This window comes from Shigella sonnei, from assembly GCF_002950395.1.
Classification (GTDB): domain Bacteria; phylum Pseudomonadota; class Gammaproteobacteria; order Enterobacterales; family Enterobacteriaceae; genus ECMA0423.
This window is the reverse complement of sequence record NZ_CP026802.1, coordinates 4,290,203-4,306,852: the sequence shown is the minus strand read 5'-3', so window position 1 is coordinate 4,306,852 and position 16,650 is coordinate 4,290,203. Positions and strand designations below refer to the sequence as shown.

Annotated in this window: 6 protein-coding genes, 3 tRNA genes, 4 rRNA genes and 4 pseudogenes; 7 read left to right on the top strand and 10 right to left on the bottom strand. The window is 50.6% G+C overall.

The window, feature by feature from the left end; translation table 11 throughout:
- Window positions 1–6: 6 nt before the first annotated feature.
- From acrF to C1P89_RS22250, 6 genes and pseudogenes are all read left to right on the top strand, one after another.
- Window positions 7–3,111 (top strand): annotated as a pseudogene (acrF, locus tag C1P89_RS22275) (multidrug efflux RND transporter permease subunit AcrF).
- 268 nt (window positions 3,112–3,379) lie between these two features.
- A protein-coding gene (locus C1P89_RS22270; RefSeq protein WP_094096600.1) for an IS1-like element IS1A family transposase occupies window positions 3,380–4,077 on the top strand; the annotation gives its coding sequence in 2 pieces (ribosomal slippage) (window positions 3,380–3,629 and window positions 3,629–4,077; 699 coding nt in all).
- A 348-nt stretch (window positions 4,078–4,425) separates the two neighbouring features.
- Window positions 4,426–5,458: pseudogene (locus C1P89_RS22265) on the top strand (amino acid ABC transporter substrate-binding protein).
- Window positions 5,459–5,525: 67 nt separating this feature from the next.
- Window positions 5,526–6,707: pseudogene (locus C1P89_RS22260) on the top strand (amino acid ABC transporter permease).
- Window positions 6,708–6,716: 9 nt separating this feature from the next.
- Window positions 6,717–7,820, top strand: a complete 1,104-nt coding sequence (locus tag C1P89_RS22255; RefSeq protein WP_001397447.1) for an amino acid ABC transporter permease — start codon at window positions 6,717–6,719, stop codon at window positions 7,818–7,820.
- Window positions 7,821–7,827: 7 nt separating this feature from the next.
- The gene (locus tag C1P89_RS22250) at window positions 7,828–8,586 is read left to right on the top strand and encodes an amino acid ABC transporter ATP-binding protein (protein ID WP_000078327.1); all 759 of its coding nucleotides are present in this window, start codon (window positions 7,828–7,830) and stop codon (window positions 8,584–8,586) included.
- Between the two features lie 62 nt (window positions 8,587–8,648).
- On the opposite strand, the gene rrf (C1P89_RS22245) is transcribed toward C1P89_RS22250, so the two are convergent.
- From rrf (C1P89_RS22245) to C1P89_RS22215, 7 genes are all read right to left on the bottom strand, one after another.
- Window positions 8,649–8,764, bottom strand: a 5S ribosomal RNA gene (gene rrf / locus C1P89_RS22245).
- A gap of 39 nt (window positions 8,765–8,803) precedes the next feature.
- A tRNA-Thr gene (locus C1P89_RS22240) sits at window positions 8,804–8,879 on the bottom strand.
- 14 nt (window positions 8,880–8,893) lie between these two features.
- Window positions 8,894–9,009 (bottom strand): 5S ribosomal RNA (gene rrf, locus C1P89_RS22235).
- A gap of 94 nt (window positions 9,010–9,103) precedes the next feature.
- Window positions 9,104–12,007: ribosomal RNA gene (locus C1P89_RS22230) — 23S ribosomal RNA — on the bottom strand.
- A gap of 183 nt (window positions 12,008–12,190) precedes the next feature.
- Window positions 12,191–12,266: transfer RNA gene (locus tag C1P89_RS22225), tRNA-Ala, on the bottom strand.
- Window positions 12,267–12,308: 42 nt separating this feature from the next.
- Window positions 12,309–12,385 (bottom strand) — tRNA-Ile (locus C1P89_RS22220).
- A 68-nt stretch (window positions 12,386–12,453) separates the two neighbouring features.
- A 16S ribosomal RNA gene (locus C1P89_RS22215) occupies window positions 12,454–13,995 on the bottom strand.
- Together the 16S, 23S and 5S rRNA genes with 3 tRNA genes alongside form the textbook arrangement of a ribosomal RNA operon.
- Before the next feature lie 472 nt (window positions 13,996–14,467).
- On the opposite strand from C1P89_RS22215, the gene C1P89_RS22210 reads away from it, so the two are divergent.
- Window positions 14,468–15,022 carry a gamma carbonic anhydrase family protein gene (locus tag C1P89_RS22210; RefSeq protein ID WP_001286216.1) on the top strand — a complete coding sequence of 185 codons (555 nt, stop codon included), beginning with the start codon at window positions 14,468–14,470 and terminating at the stop codon, window positions 15,020–15,022.
- Here C1P89_RS22210 and C1P89_RS22205 read toward each other — a convergent pair.
- The 3 genes and pseudogenes from C1P89_RS22205 to tsaC all read right to left on the bottom strand — a co-directional run bounded on the left by C1P89_RS22205 (window position 14,998) and on the right by tsaC (window position 16,646).
- Window positions 14,998–15,255 (bottom strand): DUF1488 family protein, encoded by a 258-nt coding sequence (locus tag C1P89_RS22205; RefSeq protein WP_001070568.1) that lies wholly within the window; start codon window positions 15,253–15,255, stop codon window positions 14,998–15,000. The genes C1P89_RS22210 and C1P89_RS22205 overlap by 25 nt on opposite strands.
- Window positions 15,252–16,070 carry a shikimate dehydrogenase gene (gene aroE, locus C1P89_RS22200; protein WP_000451216.1) on the bottom strand — a complete coding sequence of 273 codons (819 nt, stop codon included), beginning with the start codon at window positions 16,068–16,070 and terminating at the stop codon, window positions 15,252–15,254. The genes C1P89_RS22205 and aroE overlap by 4 nt, the downstream gene beginning before the upstream one ends.
- 4 nt (window positions 16,071–16,074) lie before the next feature.
- Window positions 16,075–16,646, bottom strand: a pseudogene (tsaC, locus tag C1P89_RS22195) (L-threonylcarbamoyladenylate synthase type 1 TsaC).
- Between the last annotated feature and the right edge of the window lie 4 nt (window positions 16,647–16,650).

The window sequence follows — 16,650 nt, the reverse complement described above, 5'->3', positions numbered from 1 at the left end:
TCTGACATGGCAAACTTTTTTATTCGACGACCGATATTTGCATGGGTGCTGGCCATTATTCTGATGATGGCGGGCGCACTGGCGATCCTACAATTGCCCGTCGCTCAGTATCCAACCATTGCACCGCCTGCGGTTTCTGTTTAGGCAAACTATCCAGGTGCTGATGCGCAGACCGTGCAGGATACGGTGACGCAGGTTATCGAACAGAATATGAATGGTATCGATAACCTGATGTATATGTCCTCCACCAGCGATTCCGCCGGTAGCGTGACAATTACCCTTACCTTCCAGTCCGGGACCGATCCTGATATCGCGCAAGTGCAGGTGCAGAACAAACTCCAGCTCGCCACGCCGTTGCTGCCGCAGGAGGTTCAGCAGCAGGGGATCAGTGTTGAAAAGTCCAGTAGCAGCTATTTGATGGTGGCGGGCTTTGTCTCTGATAACCCAGACACCACACAGGACGATATCTCGGACTATGTGGCCTCTAACGTTAAAGATACGCTTAGCCGTCTGAATGGCGTCGGTGACGTACAGCTTTTCGGCGCACAGTATGCGATGCGTATCTGGCTGGACGCCGATCTGCTAAACAAATATAAACTGACACCGGTTGATGTGATTAACCAGTTGAAGGTACAGAACGATCAGATCGCTGCCGGGCAGTTGGGCGGAACGCCAGCGTTACCAGGGCAACAGTTGAACGCCTCGATTATTGCTCAGACGCGGTTAAAAAATCCGGAAGAATTCGGCAAAGTAACCCTGCGCGTAAACAGTGACGGCTCGGTGGTACGCCTGAAAGATGTCGCACGAGTTGAACTTGGCGGTGAAAACTATAACGTTATCGCTCGTATCAACGGAAAACCGGCGGCGGGCCTGGGGATTAAGCTAGCAACCGGCGCGAACGCTCTCGATACCGCGAAAGCCATTAAGGCAAAACTGGCGGAATTACAGCCATTCTTCCCGCAGGGAATGAAGGTTCTCTACCCTTATGACACCACGCCATTCGTCCAGCTTTCTATTCACGAAGTGGTAAAAACGCTGTTCGAAGCCATTATGCTGGTGTTCCTGGTGATGTATCTGTTCTTGCAGAATATGCGAGCAACGCTGATCCCCACCATTGCGGTACCCGTGGTGTTGTTAGGGACGTTTGCCATCCTCGCCGCTTTTGGTTACTCCATCAACACACTAACGATGTTCGGGATGGTGCTTGCCATCGGGCTGCTCGTCGATGATGCGATAGTGGTGGTGGAGAACGTCGAGCGCGTGATGATGGAGGATAAGCTCCCGCCAAAAGAAGCGACGGAAAAATCGATGTCGCAAATTCAGGGCGCACTGGTGGGTATCGCGATGGTGCTGTCAGCGGTATTTATTCCGATGGCATTCTTCGGCGGTTCTACTGGGGCAATTTATCGCCAGTTCTCTATCACCATCGTTTCGGCAATGGCGCTTTCTGTTCTGGTGGCATTGATTCTTACCCCTGCGTTATGTGCAACGCTGCTTAAACCCGTCTCTGCTGAGCATCACGAAAATAAGGGCGGTTTCTTCGGCTGGTTTAATACCACCTTCGATCATAGCGTTAACCACTACACCAACAGCGTCGGCAAAATCCTCGGTTCCACAGGACGATATTTACTGATCTATGCGCTGATTGTTGCAGGAATGGTGGTGTTGTTTTTACGTCTTCCGTCTTCCTTCTTACCTGAAGAGGATCAGGGTGTCTTTCTGACCATGATTCAGTTACCCGCTGGCGCGACGCAAGAGCGGACGCAAAAAGTGTTGGATCAAGTGACGGATTACTATCTGAATAACGAGAAAGCGAACGTAGAAAGTGTCTTTACGGTTAACGGCTTTAGCTTCAGCGGCCAGGCACAAAACGCCGGTATGGCTTTCGTCAGTCTGAAACCGTGGGAAGAGCGTAGTGGTGACGAAAACAGTGCGGAAGCGGTAATCCATCGTGCCAAAATGGAATTGGGCAAGATCCGCGACGGTTTTGTCATTCCATTCAATATGCCAGCCATTGTTGAACTGGGCACGGCAACGGGTTTCGACTTTGAGTTAATTGATCAGGCTGGGCTGGGTCACGATGCCCTGACCCAGGCCCGTAACCAGTTGCTTGGCATGGCGGCGCAACATCCTGCCAGCTTAGTCAGCGTGCGTCCTAATGGTCTGGAAGACACCGCGCAGTTTAAACTGGAAGTTGACCAGGAAAAGGCGCAGGCATTAGGTGTTTCACTTTCTGACATCAATCAGACCATTTCAACGGCGCTGGGTGGGACTTACGTTAACGACTTCATCGACCGTGGTCGCGTGAAAAAGGTGTATGTTCAGGCGGATGCCAAATTCCGTATGCTGCCAGAAGATGTCGATAAACTTTATGTCCGCAGCGCCAACGGCGAAATGGTGCCATTCTCTGCCTTTACCACTTCACATTGGGTGTATGGCTCTCCGCGACTGGAACGCTACAACGGTCTGCCGTCAATGGAGATTCAGGGGGAAGCCGCGCCAGGAACCAGTTCCGGCGATGCCATGGCATTGATGGAAAACCTTGCGTCAAAATTACCTGCGGGCATTGGTTATGACTGGACAGGTATGTCGTATCAGGAACGCTTATCGGGAAACCAGGCTCCCGCTCTGGTAGCAATTTCCTTTGTGGTTGTCTTCCTGTGCCTTGCTGCACTCTATGAAAGCTGGTCAATTCCTGTCTCGGTTATGTTGGTCGTGCCGTTAGGGATTGTCGGCGTGCTACTGGCGGCAACACTCTTTAATCAAAAAAATGACGTCTACTTTATGGTGGGCTTGCTAACGACAATTGGCTTGTCGGCCAAAAACGCTATTTTGATTGTTGAGTTCGCTAAAGATCTCATGGAGAAAAAGGGTAAAGGTGTTGTTGAAGCGACACTGATGGCAGTACGTATGCGTCTGCGTCCTATCCTGATGACCTCTCTCGCCTTTATTCTCGGCGTATTACCGCTAGCTATCAGTAACGGTGCCGGCAGTGGCGCGCAGAACGCAGTGGGTATCGGGGTAATGGGAGGAATGGTCTCTGCAACGTTGCTGGCAATCTTCTTCGTACCGGTGTTCTTTGTGGTGATCCGCCGTTGCTTTAAAGGATAAATCAGAAACATAAAGGCACTTTCGGGTGCCTTTATTATTTTCAGTGAAACCCATAAAAATTAATAATATATTCTTCTACTCACTCTTTAAAAACTTTCTATAGTTCCCGCTCCCTTCACTATTTTTACAATTCACATAATTTGTCATTATTCATTCCGCAATATTTATAACCTCCGGTGATAAAATGGCATTCAGCTCGTTAATAAGAGAGTTGGTGATGCTGCCAACTTACTGATTTAGTGTATGATGGTGTTTTTGAGGTGCTCCAGTGGCTTCTGTTTCTATCAGCTGTCCCTCCTGTTCAGCTACTGACGGGGTGGTGCGTAACGGCAAAAGCACTGCCGGACATCAGCGCTATCTCTGCTCTCACTGCCGTAAAACATGGCAACTGCAGTTCACTTACACCGCTTCTCAACCCGGTACGCACCAGAAAATCATTGATATGGCCATGAATGGCGTTGGATGCCGGGCAACTGCACGCATTATGGGCGTTGGCCTCAACACGATTTTACGTCACTTAAAAAACTCAGGCCGCAGTCGGTAACCTCGCGCATACAGCCGGGCAGTGACGTCATCGTCTGCGCGGAAATGGACGAACAGTGGGGCTATGTCGGGGCTAAATCGCGCCAGCGCTGGCTGTTTTACGCGTATGACAGTCTCCGGAAGACGGTTGTTGCGCACGTATTCGGTGAACGCACTATGGCGACGCTGGGGCGTCTTATGAGCCTGCTGTCACCCTTTGACGTGGTGATATGGATGACGGATGGCTGGCCGCTGTATGAATCCCGCCTGAAGGGAAAGCTGCACGTAATCAGCAAGCGATATACGCAGCGAATTGAGCGGCATAACCTGAATCTGAGGCAGCACCTGGCACGGCTGGGACGGAAGTCGCTGTCGTTCTCAAAATCGGTGGAGCTGCATGACAAAGTCATCGGGCATTATCTGAACATAAAACACTATCAATAAGTTTGAGTCATTACCTTAGCATGTTATATCGCGTTATTTCGCTGCTTTCGAAATAACGCATCAATTTAACTTTCACACCTCCCACCAGAAATATACTCACGCTAACAATCATTATTCTGCTTAGTAAAACACGCGTAAATATTTTGCGCCAAAATGTGGCGCATGTTTCATTTTCGCACCATTGCGGGGCGCTGTTTTTATTATTTCCTGTCTACACTCAGCTTATTGCGACGCGAAATCGTGCGCAAAAGATGGCACTACTTTTGCTTATAAGAGGATGGCCACAGACAGGTAAAAGACGTTTCCCAAACGTCCTATAACGATAATTTTCGCCTCACAGGAAGCATTATGAAAAAGATGATGATAGCCACACTGGCTGCCGCCAGCGTGCTGCTTGCCGTTGCAAATCAGGCGCATGCTGGCGCGACGCTTGATGCCGTACAGAAAAAAGGTTTTGTGCAATGCGGGATCAGTGATGGATTACCTGGGTTCTCTTATGCCGATGCAGACGGTAAGTTTTCAGGTATTGATGTAGATGTTTGTCGTGGTGTTGCCGCTGCTGTATTTGGTGACGACACGAAAGTGAAATATACCCCGCTCACTGCAAAAGAACGCTTCACCGCTTTACAGTCAGGGGAGGTGGATTTGCTCTCCCGTAATACGACCTGGACTTCATCTCGCGATGCCGGGATGGGAATGGCATTTACTGGCGTCACTGATTACGACGGCATTGGCTTCCTGACGCACGATAAAGCGGGGCTAAAAAGCGCGAAAGAACTGGATGGCGCTACCGTCTGTATTCAGGCGGGTACAGATACCGAACTCAACGTCGCCGACTATTTCAAGGCAAACAATATGAAGTACACACCGGTGACTTTCGATCGCTCTGACGAATCAGCGAAGGCACTGGAATCTGGTCGCTGCGATACGCTGGCCTCGGATCAGTCGCAACTGTATGCCCTGCGCATCAAATTAAGCAACCCAGCTGAATGGATTGTCTTACCGGAGGTTATCTCTAAAGAACCGCTTGGGCCGGTAGTTCGTCGTGGCGATGATGAATGGTTCTCGATTGTACGCTGGACGCTTTTCGCCATGCTGAATGCTGAATGCTGAAGAGATGGGCATCAATTCCCAGAACGTCGATGAAAAAGCGGCTAATCCAGCAACGCCTGATATGGCACATCTGCTGGGTAAAGAAGGCGATTACGGCAAGGATCTGAAGCTGGATAATAAATGGGCCTATAACATCATCAAACAGGTGGGTAACTACTCGGAAATTTTCGAGCGTAACGTAGGTTCAGAAAGCCCGCTGAAAATTAAACGTGGGCAAAATAATCTCTGGAATAACGGCGGTATTCAGTACGCGCCGCCCGTGCGTTAAGTCGGTGTGAGGTAACGAGCGTCGCTACGGCGGCGCTCTCTTCAGCGTTATGCTTTCCGAGGTTTCTATGTCTCATCGCCGCTCAACCGTTAAAGGCTCACTCTCTTTTGCCAACCCTACGGTTCGTGCCTGGTTATTCCAGATCCTTGCCGTTGTTGCTGTTGTCGGCATTGTTGGTTGGTTATTTCACAACACTGTAACGAATCTCAATAATCGTGGCATTACTTCAGGTTTTGCCTTTCTGGATCGCGGCGCTGGCTTCGGTATTGTCCAGCATTTGATCGATTACCAGCAGGGCGACACCTACGGACGCGTTTTTATTGTCGGCTTACTCAATACGCTACTGGTTTCTGCATTGTGTATTGTGTTCGCTTCTGTTTTGGGCTTCTTTATCGGTCTGGCGAGACTTTCGGATAACTGGCTGCTACGAAAGCTTTCCACAATTTATATTGAGATCTTCCGTAATATTCCCCCGCTGCTGCAAATCTTCTTCTGGTACTTTGCCGTGTTGCGCAATTTGCCCGGACCACGCCAGGCTGTGAGCGCGTTTGATCTGGCCTTTTTGAGCAATCGTGGGCTTTATATTCCGTCACCGCAGCTGGGAGACGGATTTATTGCGTTTATCCTGGCTGTTGTTATGGCTATAGTCCTTTCTGTTGGGCTATTCCGCTTTAATAAAACATACCAGATAAAGACCGGACAACTGCGCCGCACCTGGCCGATCGCCGCAGTGTTGATCATTGGTTTGCCTTTACTGGCGCAATGGCTTTTTGGCGCAGCACTACACTGGGATGTCCCAGCCCTACGAGGCTTTAACTTCCGCGGCGGGATGGTTTTAATTCCTGAACTGGCAGCCTTAACGCTGGCACTTTCGGTTTATACATCTGCATTTATCGCCGAGATTATCCGCGCTGGGATCCAGGCAGTGCCTTATGGTCAACATGAAGCGGCTCGGTCACTGGGATTACCCAACCCGGTTACGCTACGCTAGGTCATTATTCCCCAGGCACTGCGAGTGATTATTCCGCCGTTAACCAGCCAGTATCTCAACATCGTCAAAAACTCCTCTCTTGCCGCCGCTATTGGCTATCCCGATATGGTTTCGCTGTTTGCTGGCACCGTGCTGAACCAGACGGGGCAAGCCATCGAGACGATAGCCATGACCATGTCGGTCTATCTGATTATCAGCCTGACTATCTCGCTGCTGATGAATATCTATAACCGCCGCATCGCGATCGTTGAACGCTAAGGAGTCATGATGACAAAAGTATTGCTGTCTCAGCCCTCGCGCCCAGCGAGCCATAACTCAAGCCGCGCGATGGTGTGGGTGCGAAAAAATCTGTTCTCCAGCTGGAGCAATAGCCTGCTGACTATTGGCTGCATATGGTTGATGTGGGAACTGATCCCACCGTTGCTGAACTGGGCATTTTTGCAGGCTAATTGGGTTGGCTCAACGCGTGCCGACTGCACAAAAGCCGGTGCCTGTTGGGTCTTCATCCACGAACGATTTGGTCAGTTTATGTATGGACTTTACCCACACGACCAACGCTGGCGAATTAACCTGGCATTACTGATTGGCCTTGTGTCAATCGCACCAATGTTCTGGAAAATACTCCCGCATCGCGGTCGCTATATTGCGGTCTGGGCGGTGATTTACCCACTGATTGTCTGGTGGCTGATGTATGGCGGTTTTTTTGGTCTGGAGCGGGTTGAAACCCGGCAATGGGGCGGGCTGACGCTAACTTTAATTATTGCATCCGTTGGGATTGCGGGGGCGCTACCGTGGGGGATCTTACTGGCGTTAGGTCGCCGCTCCCATATGCCGATTGTGCGTATCTTATCGGTCATTTTTATCGAGTTCTGGCGCGGCGTACCGCTGATTACCGTATTGTTTATGTCTTCGGTCATGCTGCCTTTGTTTATGGCAGAAGGCACCAATATCGACAAACTGATCCGCGCGCTGGTTGGCGTGATCCTGTTTCAGTCAGCATATGTTGCGGAAGTCGTGCGAGGCGGATTACAGGCGCTGCCTAAAGGGCAATATGAAGCGGCAGAGTCACTGGCATTGGGTTACTGGAAAACTCAGGGGCTGGTTATTCTGCCACAGGCGTTGAAGCTGGTAATTCCTGGGCTGGTAAATACCATCATCGCACTCTTCAAAGATACCAGCCTGGTGATCATTATCGGGTTGTTCGATCTTTTCAGTAGCGTTCAGCAGGCAACCGTTGATCCCGCCTGGTTGGGTATGTCGACGGAAGGGTATGTTTTCGCCGCACTGATCTACTGGATCTTCTGTTTCAGCATGTCGCGCTATAGCCAGCATCTGGAAAAACGTTTTAACACCGGGCGTACACCGCATTGAGGACACTATGAGCCAAATTTTACTGCAACCTGCTAACGCGATGATTACGCTGGAAAACGTCAATAAATGGTATGGACAATTCCATGTTTTGAAAAATATAAATTTAACCGTGCAACTGGGAGAACGGATCGTTCTGTGTGGCCCTTCTGGTTCCGGTAAATCGACAACCATTCGTTGTATTAATCATCTGGAAGAACATCAACAGGGACGGATCGTAGTAGATGGCATCGAACTTAATGAAGATATCCGCAATATTGAGCGCGTCAGGCAGGAAGTGGGAATGGTCTTTCAGCATTTCAATCTCTTCCCTCATCTGACCGTTCTACAGAACTGTACCCTGGCACCGATTTGGGTACGCAAGATGCCAAAGAAAGAGGCTGAAGCTCTGGCGATGCATTACCTTGAGCGGGTGAGAATTGCCGAACATGCGCATAAGTTTCCCGGACAAATTTCTGGTGGTCAGCAGCAACGCGTTGCCATTGCGCGTTCGCTGTGTATGAAGCCGAAAATTATGTTGTTTGATGAGCCAACGTCGGCGCTCGATCCGGAGATGGTGAAAGAGGTGCTGGATACGATGATTGGGCTGGCGCAATCGGGTATGACAATGTTGTGTGTAACGCATGAGATGGGGTTTGCGCGAACCGTCGCTGACCGGGTGATTTTTATGGATCGTGGGGAAATAGTGGAGCAAGCTGCACCTGATGAATTTTTTGCGCATCCTAAATCAGAGCGTACGAGGGCATTTTTATCGCAGGTAATCCATTAATTGAATGTTAGTTCGAAAAGCAAAAAGGCCATCCTTTCGGATGGCCTTTCGCTTGATTTGATGTCTGGCAGTTCCCTACTCTCGCATGGGGAGACCCTACACTACCATCGGCGCTACGGCGTTTCACTTCTGAGTTCGGCATGGGGTCAGGTGGGACCACCGCGCTACTGCCGCCAGACAAATTCTTTTCTAATCTGCCGAACTTTAACCTAAAAAGTGGTGCTGATACCCAGAGTCGAACTGGGGACCTCACCCTTACCAAGGGTGCGCTCTACCAACTGAGCCATATCAGCACGCTAAATTTGATGCCTGGCAGTTCCCTACTCTCGCATGGGGAGACCCCACACTACCATCGGCGCTACGGCGTTTCACTTCTGAGTTCGGCATGGGGTCAGGTGGGACCACCGCGCTACGGCCGCCAGGCAAATTCTGTTTTATCAGACCGCTTCTGCGTTCTGATTTAATCTGTATCAGGCTGAAAATCTTCTCTCATCCGCCAAAACATCTTCGGCGTTGTAAGGTTAAGCCTCACGGTTCATTAGTACCGGTTAGCTCAACGCATCGCTGCGCTTACACACCCGGCCTATCAACGTCGTCGTCTTCAACGTTCCTTCAGGACCCTTAAAGGGTCAGGGAGAACTCATCTCGGGGCAAGTTTCGTGCTTAGATGCTTTCAGCACTTATCTCTTCCGCATTTAGCTACCGGGCAGTGCCATTGGCATGACAACCCGAACACCAGTGATGCGTCCACTCCGGTCCTCTCGTACTAGGAGCAGCCCCCCTCAGTTCTCCAGCGCCCACGGCAGATAGGGACCGAACTGTCTCACGACGTTCTAAACCCAGCTCGCGTACCACTTTAAATGGCGAACAGCCATACCCTTGGGACCTACTTCAGCCCCAGGATGTGATGAGCCGACATCGAGGTGCCAAACACCGCCGTCGATATGAACTCTTGGGCGGTATCAGCCTGTTATCCCCGGAGTACCTTTTATCCGTTGAGCGATGGCCCTTCCATTCAGAACCACCGGATCACTATGACCTGCTTTCGCACCTGCTCGCGCCGTCACGCTCGCAGTCAAGCTGGCTTATGCCATTGCACTAACCTCCTGATGTCCGACCAGGATTAGCCAACCTTCGTGCTCCTCCGTTACTCTTTAGGAGGAGACCGCCCCAGTCAAACTACCCACCAGACACTGTCCGCAACCCGGATCACGGGTCCACGTTAGAACATCAAACATTAAAGGGTGGTATTTCAAGGTCGACTCCATGCAGACTGGCGTCCACACTTCAAAGCCTCCCACCTATCCTACACATCAAGGCTCAATGTTCAGTGTCAAGCTATAGTAAAGGTTCACGGGGTCTTTCCGTCTTGCCGCGGGTACACTGCATCTTCACAGCGAGTTCAATTTCACTGAGTCTCGGGTGGAGACAGCCTGGCCATCATTACGCCATTCGTGCAGGTCGGAACTTACCCGACAAGGAATTTCGCTACCTTAGGACCGTTATAGTTACGGCCGCCGTTTACCGGGGCTTCGATCAAGAGCTTCGCTTGCGCTGACCCCATCAATTAACCTTCCGGCACCGGGCAGGCGTCACACCGTATACGTCCACTTTCGTGTTTGCACAGTGCTGTGTTTTTAATAAACAGTTGCAGCCAGCTGATATCTTCGACTGATTTCAGCTCCATCCGCAAGGGACTTCACCTACATATCAGCGTGCCTTCTCCCGAAGTTACGGCACCATTTTGCCTAGTTCCTTCACCCGAGTTCTCTCAAGCGCCTTGGTATTCTCTACCTGACCACCTGTGTCGGTTTGGGGTACGATTTGATGTTACCTGATGCTTAGAGGCTTTTCCTGGAAGCAGGGCATTTGTTGCTTCAGCACCGTAGTGCCTCGTCATCACGCCTCAGCCTTGATTTTCCGGATTTGCCTGGAAAACCAGCCTACACGCTTAAACCGGGACAACCGTCGCCCGGCCAACATAGCCTTCTCCGTCCCCCCTTCGCAGTAACACCAAGTACAGGAATATTAACCTGTTTCCCATCGACTACGCCTTTCGGCCTCGCCTTAGGGGTCGACTCACCCTGCCCCGATTAACGTTGGACAGGAACCCTTGGTCTTCCGGCGAGCGGGCTTTTCACCCGCTTTATCGTTACTTATGTCAGCATTCGCACTTCTGATACCTCCAGCATGCCTCACAGCACACCTTCACAGGCTTACAGAACGCTCCCCTACCCAACAACGCATAAGCGTCGCTGCCGCAGCTTCGGTGCATGGTTTAGCCCCGTTACATCTTCCGCGCAGGCCGACTCGACCAGTGAGCTATTACGCTTTCTTTAAATGATGGCTGCTTCTAAGCCAACATCCTGGCTGTCTGGGCCTTCCCACATCGTTTCCCACTTAACCATGACTTTGGGACCTTAGCTGGCGGTCTGGGTTGTTTCCCTCTTCACGACGGACGTTAGCACCCGCCGTGTGTCTCCTGTGATAACATTCTCCGGTATTCGCAGTTTGCATCGGGTTGGTAAGTCGGGATGACCCCCTTGCCGAAACAGTGCTCTACCCCCGGAGATGAATTCACGAGGCGCTACCTAAATAGCTTTCGGGGAGAACCAGCTATCTCCCGGTTTGATTGGCCTTTCACCCCCAGCCACAAGTCATCCGCTAATTTTTCAACATTAGTCGGTTCGGTCCTCCAGTTAGTGTTACCCAACCTTCAACCTGCCCATGGCTAGATCACCGGGTTTCGGGTCTATACCCTGCAACTTAACGCCCAGTTAAGACTCGGTTTCCCTTCGGCTCCCCTATTCGGTTAACCTTGCTACAGAATATAAGTCGCTGACCCATTATACAAAAGGTACGCAGTCACACGCCTAAGCGTGCTCCCACTGCTTGTACGTACACGGTTTCAGGTTCTTTTTCACTCCCCTCGCCGGGGTTCTTTTCGCCTTTCCCTCACGGTACTGGTTCACTATCGGTCAGTCAGGAGTATTTAGCCTTGGAGGATGGGCCCCCCATATTCAGACAGGATACCACGTGTCCCGCCCTACTCATCGAGCTCACAATATGTGCATTTTTGTGTACGGGGCTGTCACCCTGTATCGCGCGCCTTTCCAGACGCTTCCACTAACACACACACTGATTCAGGCTCTGGGCTGCTCCCCGTTCGCTCGCCGCTACTGGGGGAATCTCGGTTGATTTCTTTTCCTCGGGGTACTTAGATGTTTCAGTTCCCCCGGTTCGCCTCATTAACCTATGGATTCAGTTAATGATAGTGTGACGAATCACACTGGGTTTCCCCATTCGGAAATCGCCGGTTATAACGGTTCATATCACCTTACCGACGCTTATCGCAGATTAGCACGTCCTTCATCGCCTCTGACTGCCAGGGCATCCACCGTGTACGCTTAGTCGCTTAACCTCACAACCCGAAGATGTTTCTTGCGATTCATCATCGTGTTGCGAAAATTTGAGAGACTCACGAACAACTTTCATTGTTCAGTGTTTCAATTTTCAGCTTGATCCAGATTTTTAAAGAGCAAAACTTCGCAGTGAACCTTTGCAGGTACACTCTGAAGTATTTTTTATTTAATCACTACAGAGATGGTGGAGCTATGCGGGATCGAACCGCAGACCTCCTGCGTGCAAAGCAGGCGCTCTCCCAGCTGAGCTATAGCCCCATAACATGTAGTTAAAACCTCTTCAAATTTGCGATGCAAATTTGGTAGGCCTGAGTGGACTTGAACCACCGACCTCACCCTTATCAGGGGTGCGCTCTAACCACCTGAGCTACAAGCCTGTAGAGGTTTTACTGCTCATTTTCATCAGACAATCTGTGTGAGCACTGCAAAGAACGCTTCTTTAAGGTAAGGAGGTGATCCAACCGCAGGTTCCCCTACGGTTACCTTGTTACGACTTCACCCCAGTCATGAATCACAAAGTGGTAAGCGCCCTCCCGAAGGTTAAGCTACCTACTTCTTTTGCAACCCACTCCCATGGTGTGACGGGCGGTGTGTACAAGGCCCGGGAACGTATTCACCGTGGCATTCTGATCCACGATTACTAGCGATTCCGACTTCATGGAGTCGAGTTGCAGACTCCAATCCGGACTACGACGCACTTTATGAGGTCCGCTTGCTCTCGCGAGGTCGCTTCTCTTTGTATGCGCCATTGTAGCACGTGTGTAGCCCTGGTCGTAAGGGCCATGATGACTTGACGTCATCCCCACCTTCCTCCAGTTTATCACTGGCAGTCTCCTTTGAGTTCCCGGCCGGACCGCTGGCAACAAAGGATAAGGGTTGCGCTCGTTGCGGGACTTAACCCAACATTTCACAACACGAGCTGACGACAGCCATGCAGCACCTGTCTCACAGTTCCCGAAGGCACCAATCCATCTCTGGAAAGTTCTGTGGATGTCAAGACCAGGTAAGGTTCTTCGCGTTGCATCGAATTAAACCACATGCTCCACCGCTTGTGCGGGCCCCCGTCAATTCATTTGAGTTTTAACCTTGCGGCCGTACTCCCCAGGCGGTCGACTTAACGCGTTAGCTCCGGAAGCCACGCCTCAAGGGCACAACCTCCAAGTCGACATCGTTTACGGCGTGGACTACCAGGGTATCTAATCCTGTTTGCTCCCCACGCTTTCGCACCTGAGCGTCAGTCTTCGTCCAGGGGGCCGCCTTCGCCACCGGTATTCCTCCAGATCTCTACGCATTTCACCGCTACACCTGGAATTCTACCCCCCTCTACGAGACTCAAGCTTGCCAGTATCAGATGCAGTTCCCAGGTTGAGCCCGGGGATTTCACATCTGACTTAACAAACCGCCTGCGTGCGCTTTACGCCCAGTAATTCCGATTAACGCTTGCACCCTCCGTATTACCGCGGCTGCTGGCACGGAGTTAGCCGGTGCTTCTTCTGCGGGTAACGTCAATGAGCAAAGGTATTAACTTTACTCCCTTCCTCCCCGCTGAAAGTACTTTACAACCCGAAGGCCTTCTTCATACACGCGGCATGGCTGCATCAGGCTTGCGCCCATTGTGCAATATTCCCCACTGCTGCCTCCCGTAGGAGTCTGGACCGTGTCTCAGTTCCAGTGTGGCTGGTCATCCTCTCAGACCAGCTAGGGATCGTCGCCTTGGTGAGCCGTTACCCCACCAACAAGCTAATCCCATCTGGGCACATCCGATGGCAAGAGGCCCGAAGGTCCCCCTCTTTGGTCTTGCGACATTATGCGGTATTAGCTACCGTTTCCAGTAGTTATCCCCCTCCATCAGGCAGTTTCCCAGACATTACTCACCCGTCCGCCACTCGTCAGCGAAGCAGCAAGCTGCTTCCTGTTACCGTTCGACTTGCATGTGTTAGGCCTGCCGCCAGCGTTCAATCTGAGCCATGATCAAACTCTTCAATTTAAAAGTTTGATGCTCAAAGAATTAAACTTCGTAATGAATTACGTGTTCACTCTTGAGACTTGGTATTCATTTTTCGTCTTGCGACGTTAAGAATCCGTATCTTCGAGTGCCCACACAGATTGTCTGATAAATTGTTAAAGAGCAGTTGCGACGCGGCTTTCAGCTCACTGTCGCGAGGTGGCGTATATTACGCTTTCCTCTTTCAGAGTCAACCCTGAATTTCAGAATTTTTTCTCTTCGTTGTTCCGACCATCCTGTGAAGTGTTTCACGTTGTCGTCTCAACGGAGGCGCATTATAGGGATCCCAATTTTTTGCACAAGTACTTTTTTGATCTTTTTTTCTGTTTGTTGTTTTTTCACCCTTTTTGCTGCATTCGCACACAAAACGGTGCTTTTTTGCATACTAAAAGACTTGCACAAGGCTAATAATGCACCCAAAGTCATTAGGAAATCATTTATTGTTGAGGTGAGTATGTCTGATGTTTTACGCCCATACCGCGATCTTTTTCCACAAATCGGCCAGCGCGTAATGATCGACGATAGCAGCGTCGTGATTGGTGACGTTCGTCTGGCTGATGATGTGGGGATCTGGCCGCTCGTTGTGATTCGTGGAGATGTACATTATGTACAGATCGGAGCACGCACCAATATCCAGGATGGCAGTATGTTGCATGTCACTCATAAATCCTCGTACAACCCAGATGGCAACCCATTAACCATTGGCGAAGATGTCACTGTTGGTCACAAGGTGATGCTCCACGGCTGCACCATTGGCAATCGAGTTTTGGTTGGGATGGGCTCAATTTTACTTGATGGCGCAATAGTAGAAGATGATGTGATGATTGGTGCGGGTAGCCTGGTCCCACAAAATAAACGGCTGGAGAGCGGATATCTGTATCTCGGTAGTCCCGTCAAACAGATCCGCCCGTTAAGTGATGAAGAGAAGGCTGGGTTACGCTATTCCGCAAATAACTACGTGAAATGGAAGGACGAATATCTGGATCAAGGTAACCAGACCCAACCTTGATCATCTTCACTTTGTTCCTGAATTAAGTTTTCCGCTTCTTCTTCCAGGTCCCAGCGATGCTGACGAAAACTCGCTAACCACTGTTCTGGCGTACCTCCAGTAAAGCGATACGCCAGACTCTCGCCAGAGATCGCACATGTCAGTTGCATACCATTCACGAGAGCAGGAAAACATACACATCTTTTATTCTCGTCCCACTCTTCCCTATCCGGAAACTGGATGGCCTGATTCACGCTGACAATTCCTGTTGCAATAGTTTGATGACCGGTTCTACATCAGGCAGAACGCCATGCCAAAGAAGGAAGGCATGAGCCGCCTGTGCCACCAGCATTCCTAAACCATCAGCATTACGCTTTGAGCCTCGCTGCTCACACCATGCCAGAAAAGGAGTTTTTCCTTTCTGATAGAACATGTCATAGCAATAAATGCCTGGATGAATGAGCGATGACGGGATCGCCGGAATATCACCACTGATGCCACTGGATGTTGCATTAATAATGAGATCAAACTCATGACCTTCCAGTTCGTCCATACCCAACGCCTGAATACTGCCAGTGTGCGCAAACAATTTAGCCAACTCTTCCGCGCGGGATACCGTCCGATTAGTGATTGTCACCGCACAGTCTAGGGAAAGAAGTGGCAGTAGTACGCCGCGAGATGCTCCACCAGCGCCGATAAGCAGAATACGTAAACCAGGGCGGATAAAAGACAGACGTTCCAGATCGCTTAACAAGCCTACACCATCGGTATTGTCACCCAGCAGGCGTCCATCTTCTAACCGCTTGAGGGTATTAACTGCACCAGCCAACGCTGCCCGTTCAGTAAGCTCATCCGCTCTGGCAAAAGCCTCTTCTTTAAAAGGCACCGTCACATTCGCACCTTTACCACCAGCACGAAAGAAAGCGTTCAGTGTGTTGATGAAATCATTGATGGGTGCCAACACGCGCCCATAGGGATGTTCAATATTCAGTTGCTGAGCAAATTGCTGATGAATGAATGGCGATTTGCTGTGGGCTATCGGATTACCAAAAACAGCATAGGTTTCCATTATGTTACCCCTGTCGAAACAGTTCACCCGTCAGGGCATCGCGGATTTCTGAAGGATTTAAACGCCCCCCGTTTCACCAGGCACAACCGGGAACGCCGCGCCAAATTGTGCGCGAACTTCGTCTACTGTTCGACAAGGTGGCAATCCACTCAAGTTGGCACTGGTAGAAACCAGCGGTTTACCATAAGCCTGGCACAAAGCAACCACCAACGGATGGTCGGTGACTCGTACAGCAAGCGAATCAAAGCGGCCCGTCAACCAGCGCGGTGTTGTCGCAGGCGCGGGAAAGACAAAGGTGACAGGACCTGGCCAGCGGGAAAAAATGGTTTCACGCTGCGCATCAGTCAGCATGGTGTCATCAATATAGGGTTTAAGCTGCTCGTAATTTGCCGCGATTAAAATCAGCCCCTTATCAACCGGACGCTGTTTTAACTCCAACAGTCTCATCACTGCTGTTTCGCTATCAGGATCGCACCCAACACCGAAAACGGCTTCCGTTGGATAGGCGATGACACGTTCTTCATTGAGGACATCTATCGCAGCTGCGATAGCGTCTCCTTGCAGGTTATTATTCACGTTA

What these genes read in the sequence shown, in the direction of transcription:
- C1P89_RS22250 (WP_000078327.1), top strand. Translation starts at nt 7,828, where the DNA reads ATGAGCCAAATTTTACTGCAACCTGCTAACGCGATGATTACGCTGGAA.
- aroE (WP_000451216.1), bottom strand. Translation starts at nt 16,070, where the DNA reads ATGGAAACCTATGCTGTTTTTGGTAATCCGATAGCCCACAGCAAATCG.
- C1P89_RS22210 (WP_001286216.1), top strand. Translation starts at nt 14,468, where the DNA reads ATGTCTGATGTTTTACGCCCATACCGCGATCTTTTTCCACAAATCGGC.
- C1P89_RS22255 (WP_001397447.1), top strand. Translation starts at nt 6,717, where the DNA reads ATGACAAAAGTATTGCTGTCTCAGCCCTCGCGCCCAGCGAGCCATAAC.